Below are 12,031 nucleotides of genomic sequence, written 5' to 3' on the forward strand. Positions count from 1 at the left end.
CCCCCTTAATAAGGGGGAGTAGGGGGTGGGACAAGAGCACTCAAAGTCCCCCTTCTTAAGGGGGATTTAGGGGGATCTAGACTTCGATACAAACCAGAGATACAGAGTGGGTCTGCGAGTCTCGGTACAGCCTAGGGTGTGTTTTCCAACCCCTCGATCCCCCCTAGCCCCCCTTAATAAGGGGGAGTAGGGGGTGGGACAAGAGCACTCAAAGTCCCCCTTCTTAAGGGGGATTTAGGGGGATCGAGACTTGGGTACAAACCAGAAATACAGAAGGCTTGAGGCTTAAGTTGACACCCTAAACTCATGGGGATGTTCCTAATGACTCCCCCGCCAATTCTCGTCCTCCAATCTGATACCGCTGTCTTGACAAGCTCTGGTTAAATGAGGGCTGTAGTAAGGGTCATTCTCAATATATTTTTGCCACCGGCTTTCCATCAGCTTCGATTCCTGCTTCAGCCGGTCTTTCTTTTCAGGCGAATCCTCATAACCCCGGCTTTTAGATTCGTGGTGGTAGAGAACTACATGAGGCAGGTAAATATTTCGGTACCCTTTCTCTAGCATTTTCAAACACAAATCCACATCATTGTACGCCACTGTTAGCTCTTCGTCAAACCCCCCAATACTCTCAAATACTTCGCGGCGACACATTAAACACGCAGCAGTTACCGCTGAAACATTACTCATGCCTACCACATTCCCGAAATAGCCAGGAATAGATCGCGGCATATGGTAATAACTGTGACCGGCAACTCCGCCGCCGAGTCCCATCACCACTCCCGCGTGCTGGATTTTGTTATCTGAGTATATCAACAAATTGCCCACAGCCCCGATCGAGCTTCTCTGAGCTTGTTCAACCATTCCGTCAATCCAATCGGGAGTAATTACCTCTGTATCGTTATTCAAGAACAGCAAGTAATCTCCCTCCGCTTTGCTAGCAGCGTAGTTGTTAATCTTAGAGAAATTGAACGGAATATCTAGGCGATAACTTTTAAACCTCGCTGATTCCTTAGCCGTCCATTTAGCCAGAATTTCCGCCGTGTGTTGCTCTTGACTGCCGTTATCGATCACGATAACTTCGTAGTTGGGGTAGACGCTCTTAGTAAAGATAGACTCCAAGCAATTGTCCAAAACCTCCCCCAAATCCCGCGTCGGAATAAGGATGCTGACCCGCTTGTAATCCGCAATTTGGTAGCGTGCAATAAAGTGTCCCAAAAAGTAGGGAACACCTTCAATTTTACCGGGTTCGCCTCTGCGTTCGATCGCCTCTTGCAAAGCTTTTTGCCCTGCATCATAGGCATAGGGTTTAGCCTCTACACCGCCAGCAGCCGAACCCGCGTGCATTCTCCAGTGGTAAAGAATTTTAGGGATGTGAAAGATTTTGTCAGTTTTTTCTGTAAACCTCAAAACCAAATCATAATCCTGAGCTCCTTCAAAACCCGGTCTAAAACCGCCGATTTCATTAATTAGCGATCGCCTGTAAGTTCCCAAATGGCAAGTGTACATCCGAGATAAAAATGAATCCGGGCTCCATTCTGGCTTGAAGAAAGGATTTATCAGTTCCTGATCTTGGTAAATCTTATCTTCATCTGAATAAATCATGTCCGCTTCCGGATGCCGGTTCAGCAACAGCACCACTTCATACAACGCCTCTGGCGTCAGTGTATCGTCGTGGTCTAGCAAAGACACAAATTCACCCGTCGCCAACTCCAAAGCCGAATTAGAACAGTGAGAAATGTGACCGTTTTTGGTTCTGTAAGCTACTTTGATCCGGCTATCTTTAGCTGCATATTCTTGTAAAATTTGCTTGACATGAGGCGCAGTTGATGCGTCATCCGCAATACACAATTCCCAATAAGGATATATCTGATTGAGAACTGATTCTATTGCCTCCTGCAAATAATTTTCTGGGGTATTGTAAGCCGGCATGACAATACTAATCAGCGGCTTGTAGTTAAATATTTCTAATATTTCCGCCATCTTTCGCAAATCAGCTTCTCTGGGGCTGTTCTTAGCGCGCCACTTCGTGTAAGCTGGGTCTTGACCGAGGAATAGCGAATCTCGCAAGTTTTGATAATCCAAACCAAAAAGTTTCGGATCTAGTTTGCTCGCCGTCTGATACTCTTCCAAAGCTTCCGAAAGCTTATCTTGTTTAGCTAAAGTTTTGGCTAGATTGTAGTGAGACCAGCCAAAGTCAGGAGCAACCTCGATCGCTTTCCGATAAGCAGCTACAGCTTCATCAAGCCGACCTTCTTCTTGAAATACATCAGCTAAGTTGTGGTGGGACCAAACAAAACTTGGATTCAGTTCAGCCGCTTTCTTATAGCTTTTAATAGACTCATCAACTTTACCCATCCATTTGAGGACATCGCCTAAATTGTGGTGAGTTCCAAAGTAATTGGGATTAATTGAAATTGCTTTGCGGTAGGCGGCCACAGCCTCGGCAAATTTACCTTCTTCTTGCAGAGACGCCCCTAATTCGTGGTACTCAGTAGCTACCCCAGGGCTGTGTTCGATCGCATTTCCAGAGTGTCCGTGAACAGTGCGATCGCTCTTTTCCGCCGCCCTACTTACACCCTTTTTTTTTAACACCTCTTCTAACCGCCCAGAAATAGCCTTGTCATCAGGCCGAATCTGCAACGCCATCTGATAAAAGACGATCGCCCCATCCGGCCAACTGTGCCGCACCAAAGCATTAGCCAACTCAACATAAAGGTCAGCATCATTCGGCGCAATCTCCAGCGCCTTGTGATACAACTGCACGTCATCAGGATTCCCCTGAATCGCCTTTCTGTACAAACCCATCGCATCCCGCAAATCCCACTGCGATCGCATCCTCAAAGCATCAGCCAACTTTTGCGAAAGCCACGGCAAATCCGCCTGAATTTCCGCAGCGCGGCGGTAAGCGGCGATCGACTCATCCCACCGTTCCAGCTTCTCAAAAGCCGTTCCCATGTTGTAATAAGTCCACGGAAAATCAGGATTCAACTCGGCCGCGCGCCGGTAAACATCGATCGCCTCCTCCCACCTTTCCATTTCTAGCAGCACGTCGCCCAACTTGCTCTGCGACCAGAAGAAATTCGGATTAACTTCGTTAGCACGCCGGTACGCAACAACTGCCTCATCCCACCGTTCCAAATTCACCAGCGCTTCTGCTAAATTGTTGTGCGCCCAAAAATGGTCGGGATTGAGTTCGATCGACCTTTGGTAAGCCGAAATTGCCTCATCCCACCTTCCCAGCTTAATCAGCGCGTCTGCTAAATAGTTGTGCGACCAACTGAAATCAGGATTTAACTCTGTTGCTTTGCGGTAAGCATTTACTGCCTCATCCCACCGTTCCAGCTTCAGCAGCACATCTGCTAAATTGTTGTGAGACCAGCTAAAATCTGGATTTAATTCGATCGCCTTGCGGTAAGCATTTACAGCTTCCTCCCACCGTTCCAACTTAACCAGCGACTCAGCTAAATTGTTGTGCGACCAAGAAAGATCGGGATTATTTCTAATAGCATTGCTGTAAGCATCTACCGCCGCTTCCCACTGTTCTTGCCCCTTAAGAATTTCCCCCAATTCGTGATAAGCTGCACCCGCATTTGGGTTCAACTCCACCGCGCGCCGGTAACACTCAATTCCCTTATCTACCTTACCTTGCTCGATCAAAGTTTTGGCTAAATTCTCGTGTTCCTCAGCGCTGCCAGACTTCGGGTCGATCGCAAATGCTCGATACCAAGCCTCAGCAGCCGCCTCCGGCTTGCCTAACTGCGTCAACAGTTTCGCAAAATTGCGGAAAGCACCGGCAAAATCCGGTTTCAGGGCGATCGCCTTTTCGTAAGCAGAAACCGCTTGCTGCCACTGTTCTTGCTGCGCGCAAATGCTGCCGTAGTTAGCGTAAGCTTCGGCAAAATTTGGGTTGATTTCTATTGCTTTGACATAGCAACTTTTAGCTTCATCAATTTTTCCGCCAGCTTGCAGCGCGTTGCCCAGCATTTTGTAAAGCGGCGCTTCCGGCTTAATTTGCAGCGCCTTCTTGCAAGCTGCGATCGCCTGTTCCAATTTACCCTGAGCAAAATAGCCTTCTGCCAGTATTTTGTATGCTTCTGGATCTTCTATATTAATTGTAGAATTAACTGCCTGCTGAACTGGCGGCTTAACTGCCTGCTGAACTGGTGGCTTAACTGCCTGCTGAACTGCGGTTGCTGCGGGCTGCTGCTTAACTGCACCGTTTGTTCCATTTGCACCCGCCAAAGTTTGCTCTCCCTCGCTGCCATTTCTCGCATTAGCTGCGTTCAGTTCAATAGCTTTGCGATAATATGCTGTCGCTTCCTCTAACTTGCCTTGTTTTTTGAGCGCTTCGCCCAAATTTTGGTAAGCTGTCGCCACATTAGGATTTAATTTTATAGCGCGATCGTAACAAGCGATCGCTTCGGGGAATTTTTCCTGCCGGAAAAAAGCGTCGCCCATATTCAAGTGTTCCCCCGGCGCTACTTTTTCCGGTTCCAAACTAAATGCTTGATACCAGCACTGCTGGGCTTCTTCCGGTTTGTTAATTTGTCCGAATACTTTTGCTAAATTCCGGTACACTCCCGCGAAATTCGGCTTAATCGCGATCGCCTTTTGATAAAATCCGATCGCCTCCTGCCATTTTTGCTGCTGCGCGCCCAGGCTGCCCAAATTCGCATATACTTCCGCAAAATTCGGTTCTATTTCAATCGCTTTAGCGTACCAGTGTCGCGCCTCTTCCATCCTGCCTTGAGCTTGCAGCGCGTTGCCCAAAGTCTTGTAAGCTGGTGCAAAATTGGGGTGAATCTTCAAAGCTTGCTCGCAGGAGGCGATGGCTTCTTCTATTTTTCCTTGGGATAAGTATGTTTCTCCCTGTTGGTTAAATTGAACCGCTGTTGATTCTGTATTCACTGTTGATGGCATATGGGCGGCGGCTCCAGAGGCAGGAATTAAATAGGGTAGTCAAAACGTTTCACAATTATACTCGCGTTTGACACTAAGAGTAGCGGGCTTGTTCCCCTAATTCTTAATTTTTTTGACTCTCGGTGCTGGCGAGGAACCGGGATTCTCGGCTAATTTTTTGATTTTACGGCTAAATATCTAAGAATCAGCCCGGTTTCTGGCCCATTTGCGCGCTCGTTGGGACTCTTGTAGCTAAAGACTCGATCGCCCGTGTTGTAAAGAAAAGTAAACACTGCCGATTCTGGCTTGTGGGATGCTTTCTTGTGGACTGGGCAAGGGAGATTGCACCCTTTTCTATAGGCTTTTTACGGGCGGGCTAGAAGCCCAACCCCTACTCCCCACAACACAACAAATTCACTATTTGTGGAACAGGCATCTTGCCTGTTCATAAAAGGCTAATTGACAATGGTGCAAGATGTGCGATCGATCCCAAATTAGAATAGCCTTTTTAGCAAAAAACGATCGCCCTTTTGGGAGAAAGCGATCGCCCTTTTTTTCCAACAATTAGTTAACAACTATTAGCAATTACTAATTAAGCTGCAGCCTCTGCGTCTTCTTCTGCGTCTTCGGCTTCAGAACCTGCTTGAATTCCCAGCACGCTAACAACCACCTGATCTGGTTCGCCGAGAGCTACCACTCCTGCTGGCAAAACTAACTCGTGAATATGCAGCGCATCCCCAACCTTTAAATGAGAAATATCTACTTCAATTGCTTCAGGAATGCTGTCTGGTTTGCACTTAGCTGCGAGTTGCGTCAGCACGGTATCCAAAATGCCGCCTTCTAACTTGACGCCGACTGGTTCGCCGACAAAATTCAGCGACACTTCAACTTCCAGGCTGTCTTGAGTTGCCACGGAGAAAAAGCTCAGGTGGTAAGGATAGCCCTTCCAAGGATGAACTTGCACTTCCCGGAGCAAGGTTTTTCCGCTCCAAGAGAGGTCGGGAATGCTGAGGTCAATTAGGGTATTGTTGACTACGTGCTTTTTGAGCAGGTGTTCAACTGTTTTGGCTTTGATGGTAAGGGAAATGGATTCAGATCCTTTGTGGCCGTAGAGGACGGCGGGAATCAATCCAGAGCGGCGGAGGGCGTTAGGTTTACTGCCTTCTGCCCGCTTTTGACATTCTACTGCGAGTTCCATTTTCTGACTTTCTGCTAATTGTTTTTACATTTTACCAGAATTGTGATATTGCGATCGAACATTAATCAGACTCAGGTCAACGGTCACACTTTAACTAGCTTGTATGGTGCGTCAGTATTGAGTTTATGACAAAAAATTTAGGTCTTATCAACTGACGCACCATACGAATTGAACCAGTTGCGTAAGTTCCGATTAAATTCGCTGAAGGTATTGATAATTTTCGTTTTCCACACACTTGAGCAATTCCAGCATTTTTCTGAGACGGTACGTTCCTGATTGATACTCTTCTTTTGAAGGGTAATCACCAAGCTTAGTAAGAACTTCATCGCTTTCACTGATGATTGCTTCGCTGAAAATTTTCTTGAACTGCTGGCGAATATCTTGATTTAATTCAACTAGAGGCAGAATTACATTTTCTTCATCTAGGTAAATTTGGGTTTCGACTGATTCGCCACCTATTTTTGAAAATGCTGATTTTGCTAACCATTCGTAAGTAGCTGCTGTTATTCTTACACTATCGGACGGTTCACCATTTGCTGAATAAAAACTGATGTCAAACATTGGGATTACTCCTGCTACTAAACATCTAGAAACTCGTTCAAAGGAATATTTTCGGCATAAGCTATACCTGCTTTTATAAATTTTGCCTTGCCAGGTCCCGAAATTCTATCGGCACTTACAACTGCAATGACAGTAGCAGTATCAATAATTTCATTAACTGCTTTTCCTGAAAGGTATGTGGTTTTGATTTCTATATGCGGTAAGTTTGTTTTTCTTTCCTCTAAGGTTGACTGTGAATCTTTGATATTTTCTCTCGTGTATTGATTATGAAGATCCCGAATTATTTCTTTTACTTGCGAGGCCTCATTGGGAGCGACAATCAAAATGTCTCCTTTCGGATCGTTGCCAGTAGTTCTCTGGGATGCAATGCCAGCTTCAGCTAACTTTCCGATTACCCAGCCAACCAAATCTCGATGAAGGGTTAGTTGGTATATCAGACGATCTTCATCGGTCATTGGAGCCTCGTCACACATGAGATAGACCCTTTTTGTCTATTATAACTAAACCTGTTATGATTGTGCTGCTACTGGCGTACCGTCTGCAGAAAGCAAAGCGCGTTTCGGGCCGTGAATCGGGTCTTCTACAATGATAGTTTGGTCGCGACTGGCTCCGAGAGAAACGATCGCGATCGGCACTTCCATCAAATCTGCCAAAAACTTCAGATAATCCAATGCTTGCGGCGGTAAATCTTCCAAATTCCGGCACTCTTCCGTAGACTGTTTCCAACCGGGAAGGGTTTCGTAAATAGGTTGGCACCGAGCAAATATCCGGGAACTTTTCGGGAAATCAACACATCTTTCGCCGTCAATTTCGTAAGCAACGCAAACTTTTATTTCTTCTAATTCATCCAAAACATCTAGTTTGGTAATTGCCAGACAGTCAAGGCCGTTGATGCGGACTGCGTACCGACCGATTACCGCATCGAACCAACCACAGCGGCGTTTTCTGCCCGTTGTCGTGCCGAATTCTGCACCTCGATCGCCCAAAATTGCTCCTATTCCATCTACCATTTCAGTAGGGAATGGGCCTTCTCCGACGCGGGTTGTATAAGCTTTTGCTACGCCAATTACGCGATCGATCGCTGTTGGGCCGACTCCGGTTCCCACACAAGCACCGCCAGCGATGGGATTGCTCGAAGTAACGTAAGGATAAGTGCCGTGGTCTAAGTCTAATAAAGTGCCTTGCGCGCCTTCAAACAGAATATTTTTCCGCTTGTGAATTCCCTCATAAATCTTGAGGGAACTATCAACTACGTGCGGTCGCAAACGTTCCGCATACACCCGATATTCATCAATTACATCTTGGGGATTGAGAGGCGGCAAATTGTAGAGTTTTTCGAGAATGACATTTTTACAATTAATCGTCCATTCCAATTGTTCTCTCAACCCTTCCAAGTCCATTAAATCGAGCATCCGAATGCCAGTGCGTTCCGACTTGTCGGCGTAAGTAGGGCCAATGCCGCGTCCCGTCGTGCCGATTTTATAATTTCCCCGCTGCGTTTCCGATGCTACATCAATTAATCGATGATAGGGCATCGTTACGTGAGCCGTCTCCGAAATCATCAGCGAGGTTGTCGAAATATTCAGTGCCTCTAGCTGATCTAACTCTGCAATTAAAACTTTAGGGTCGATGACCGTGCCGCAGCCGATAATACACTCTTTATCAGGGTAGAGAATCCCAGACGGAATTAAGTGCAGCTTGAAAGTCTGACCGTTGACTACCACGGTGTGACCCGCGTTGACGCCCCCTTGGTAGCGGACAACGATATCTGCGGATTTGCTGAGCAAATCGGTAATTTTGCCTTTTCCTTCATCGCCCCACTGGGCGCCGATTACAACTACGTTAGCCAAGGGTTTCTCGCGTTCTGTTCAGGTTGACACAATCTCCGATTATGTATGAATGCGTCCGAAATGTCAATCAATTTTAGATTTTAGATTTTAGATTTGGGATTTTAGATACGGGCATGGGGCATGGGGCATGGGGCATGGGGCATGGGGCATGGGGCATGGGGCATCTCCCAAAAAGCCTATTTTGAACAGGCAAGATGCCTGTTCCACAAGAATTATGGGAGATGTCTATTGGGCATTAGGCATTGGAACTAACAAATAACCAATGACTAATGACTACTGACTACTGACTAATGACTACTGACTAATTAATTTTTGTTAAGATTGAGAAAATAGAGGCTTTGTTGCCATGAGTTTACACGCTGAGTTGCACCGCCATCTGGGTGGTTCCGTCGTTCCTAGGGTGCTGTGGCGGTATTTCGATCGCCACAATGCTGAGATGGTTAATCGATTTCCGAAATACTCGGAGTTTGAGGAGTTTTACACTCGTCCGCGCAATACTCTCAATGAGTATTTGGAACTGCACACGCTGGTAGAAAGCGTTCAAACTGTTGAGACGTTGCCTTATTTCATCTATCGGTTGATGCGGGGCGCTTACGTGTTTGAAAATCTGGCTTATTTGGAGTTGCGCTATACGCCTTATTTGCGGACTCCAGAACATTTGAATCAGTCAGAACGCATTGATTTGATGGCAGAAATTGTAAAAGTTGTGGGCAAGGCAAGTCAAATTAGCGATTGTCCGATCGTTACTAGCCAAATTTTGTGTATGCACTCGCGTTTACCCTATGAGGTGAATCGGGCGATCGTGGATTTGGCGGCCGGGATGGGAGAATATGTTTGTGCGATCGATATAGCTGGCGGCGATGATTGTATTGGCGATCGTTTAGAGGAGTTTGTCGGATTGTACCAGTACGCGAGGTCGATCGGCATCAAAACCACCGGCCACCTCTACGAAACTACTTCTGGCTGTTATCCCGAACTTCTGCCCTATCTGATGCGGATCGGCCACGGGATTCAAATTCCGTTAAAATATCCCGAACTGCTGCCCGAAGTCGCGCGCAGGGGTCAATGCTTGGAGGTTTGCCCGACTACCTATCTCAAAACGGGGACGTTGCAGGATATGCGCGAATTGAAGGTTGTGTTCGATCGATGTTTTGAAGCTGGTGTCGATATTGCCATTTGTACCGACAACGCGGGATTGCACAACGTGCGATTGCCTTTCGAGTACGAGAATTTGTTAACTTTGGATATCATTGATTTTCGGCAGTTGCAAGCGTGTCAAAATGCCGCTTTCCGCCATGCTTTCGCCTGGCCCTACGGAGAGCAACCGGCCCAAATGCTAACTGGTTTGTTGCAGAATGAGTCTGTGGGGGCGATCGTGAATTAACTGTGTAAGCTTCTTTCAATGGTTCGTAGTGAGGACTTTAGTTTTTATTCATAGAGAGGACTTGCATTCCTTGCTACGAACCGACTACTTTTTCAATCAAAAACGGGTGGCCACAAATCAGAAATTGGCAATTCCCAGCCAGGGAAAAACTCTGGAATTGTCAATATGTCTCCATCTCTAAGCACTTCCGGCTCGGCTGCTGTACGATATACTGTGAGAGTTAATCGGTCTGGGTCAATCAATATTCCCACTTCCGTTCCTAGACTCAAAAATGATTGTATTTTTTCTTTGATAGGTTTGAGGCGATCGGTTTTAGATTTAATTTCCACCATCAAGTCAGGAACCAATTCTACAAAATCCCGCCGACTCCGCTTCAGCTTTTCTGCTTTGACAAAAGATACATCTGGTGCGCGCAAGTCACTATTTGGTAAAATAAAGCCAGCGCTGGAACCCGTTAATCGACCAAGCTTGCGTGGCAGTACCCAGATTCCCAAAAGAATAATTAACCGAGAACCAATTTCATCTGAGGTGTAATCGCATGGGCCCATTGCAATAATATTACCCTGTATTAACTCTAGTCGCCATTCAGGATGTTCGGCTTGTACTTTTTCTAAGTCTTTGACAGTTAGTGACATGATCGAGTCTCCGTCTAATACCTAAGTCTATCATAAACTAAGCTTTAATTAAAAGAGCCAAGAGATATTTGTAAAATTATAATAAGCGTCGGGCGATCGACAATCCGTAGCAAGTTATAGTTTGAAGGCAGAATCATCAATATAAAAAGATAAAAAAACGATGACAAATATGGACGCTTACTGGATGCCCTTCACTGCCAACCGACAGTTTAAAGCGAATCCGCGAATGTTGGTTTCGGCAAAAGATATGCACTTTACAAGCGATGATAACCGCTCAATTTTAGATGGTACTGCGGGGCTGTGGTGCGTGAATGCAGGACACGCCCGCGAGACAATTGCCGAAGCAGTTAAACAGCAGGTTTTGCGTTTGGATTACTCTCCGGCTTTTCAGATGGGACATCCGGGTGCTTTTGAATTAGCGGAACGTTTGGTAAAGATGATTCCGGGCAATTTCGATCGCGTTTTCTTTACTAATTCGGGTTCGGAATCTGTAGAAACTGCTTTAAAAATTGCGATTGCTTATCACCGGGTGAAAGGTGAAGGAACTCGCCAACGATTAATCGGTAGGGAACGCGGTTATCACGGCGTTGGTTTTGGGGGAATTTCTGTCGGCGGTATCGGTACAAACCGCAAGTTTTTTGGCAGTTTGCTGACGGGAGTCGATCATTTGCCTCACACTCACAATCTCGAACACAATGCTTTCAGCCGCAAACAACCGGAATGGGGAGCGCATTTGGCGGATGAATTGGAGCGGATTGTCGCTTTGCACGATGCGTCTAATATTGCAGCGGTAATTGTGGAACCGGTGGCGGGTTCTACGGGGGTTTTGATTCCGCCGAAAGGTTATTTGGAGCGACTGCGGGCGATTTGCGACAAATACGGAATTCTGCTAATTTTTGATGAGGTAATTACTGGATTCGGGCGGCTCGGCTCTAGTTTTGCAACGGAATATTTTGGGGTGGTTCCCGATATTGTGACGGCGGCGAAAGGGATAACTAACGGTACGGTGCCGATGGGGGCGGTGTTTGTGAAAGAAGGCATTTATGATGCTTTTATGAATGCTCCTGAAAATGCGATCGAGCTTTTTCACGGTTATACTTATTCTGGTCATCCTCTGGCTTGTGCGGCTGCTTTGGCGACGCTGGATATTTATGAGGAAGAAAGGTTATTTGAACGAGCCGATAAGATGGCTGGTTACTGGGAAGATGCGGTGCATTCTTTGAAGGGAGTGCGGCACGTAATTGATGTTCGGAATCTGGGACTGGTGGCGGGTATTGAGTTGGAATCTATTGCTGGAAAGCCGGGGAAACGGGCTTTTGATTGTTTCTTGCAGTGCTATGAAAAAGGGTTGCTGATTCGGACTACGGGTGATATTATTGCTTTGTCGCCACCGCTGATTATTGAGAAGGAACATATCGATCGCATTGTGGAAATTTTGACTGGGGTTTTGCAGGAGATGGAGTAGGATTAAAAGGAGATTTTGCACCATTCTCTCTTAACAGGC

At 46.4% G+C, this 12,031-nt stretch carries 9 protein-coding genes; 2 read left to right on the forward strand and 7 right to left on the reverse strand.

Going from position 1 to position 12,031, the window contains the following annotated elements; genetic code table 11:
- Positions 1–318: 318 nt before the first annotated feature.
- From QUB20_RS03855 to QUB20_RS03880, 6 genes are all read right to left on the reverse strand, one after another.
- A complete protein-coding gene (locus tag QUB20_RS03855) occupies positions 319–4,920 on the reverse strand; it encodes a tetratricopeptide repeat protein (RefSeq protein WP_333243341.1) in 4,602 nt (1,533 codons plus the stop codon).
- A gap of 396 nt (positions 4,921–5,316) precedes the next feature.
- A complete protein-coding gene (locus tag QUB20_RS03860; protein WP_333291176.1) occupies positions 5,317–5,463 on the reverse strand; it encodes a hypothetical protein in 147 nt (48 codons plus the stop codon).
- A gap of 28 nt (positions 5,464–5,491) precedes the next feature.
- Positions 5,492–6,097, reverse strand: a complete 606-nt coding sequence (locus QUB20_RS03865; RefSeq protein ID WP_333243344.1) for a 50S ribosomal protein L25/general stress protein Ctc — start codon at positions 6,095–6,097, stop codon at positions 5,492–5,494.
- Positions 6,098–6,289: 192 nt separating this feature from the next.
- The gene (locus QUB20_RS03870) at positions 6,290–6,658 is read right to left on the reverse strand and encodes a hypothetical protein (RefSeq protein WP_333243347.1); all 369 of its coding nucleotides are present in this window, start codon (positions 6,656–6,658) and stop codon (positions 6,290–6,292) included.
- 17 nt (positions 6,659–6,675) lie between these two features.
- The gene (locus QUB20_RS03875; RefSeq protein ID WP_333159029.1) at positions 6,676–7,113 is read right to left on the reverse strand and encodes a hypothetical protein; all 438 of its coding nucleotides are present in this window, start codon (positions 7,111–7,113) and stop codon (positions 6,676–6,678) included.
- Positions 7,114–7,167: 54 nt separating this feature from the next.
- A complete protein-coding gene (locus QUB20_RS03880; RefSeq protein ID WP_333243350.1) occupies positions 7,168–8,508 on the reverse strand; it encodes an adenylosuccinate synthase in 1,341 nt (446 codons plus the stop codon).
- A gap of 346 nt (positions 8,509–8,854) precedes the next feature.
- Here QUB20_RS03880 and QUB20_RS03885 point away from each other — a divergent pair, with 346 nt between their 5' ends.
- Positions 8,855–9,892: an adenosine deaminase gene (locus tag QUB20_RS03885; RefSeq protein ID WP_333243353.1), complete on the forward strand. Its 1,038-nt coding sequence runs from the start codon at positions 8,855–8,857 to the stop codon at positions 9,890–9,892.
- Between the two features lie 92 nt (positions 9,893–9,984).
- Here the strand turns inward: QUB20_RS03885 and QUB20_RS03890 are convergent, their stop codons facing one another.
- The gene (locus QUB20_RS03890; protein ID WP_333243356.1) at positions 9,985–10,527 is read right to left on the reverse strand and encodes a Uma2 family endonuclease; all 543 of its coding nucleotides are present in this window, start codon (positions 10,525–10,527) and stop codon (positions 9,985–9,987) included.
- Between the two features lie 160 nt (positions 10,528–10,687).
- Between QUB20_RS03890 and QUB20_RS03895 the strand changes: the two genes are divergently transcribed.
- Complete coding sequence (locus QUB20_RS03895) at positions 10,688–11,992, forward strand: aspartate aminotransferase family protein (RefSeq protein ID WP_333243359.1); 1,305 nt, start codon at positions 10,688–10,690, stop codon at positions 11,990–11,992.
- Positions 11,993–12,031 lie beyond the last annotated feature (39 nt).

Origin of the sequence: Microcoleus sp. B4-C2 (assembly GCF_036705265.1) — a bacterium.
Lineage (GTDB): Bacteria > Cyanobacteriota > Cyanobacteriia > Cyanobacteriales > Microcoleaceae > Microcoleus.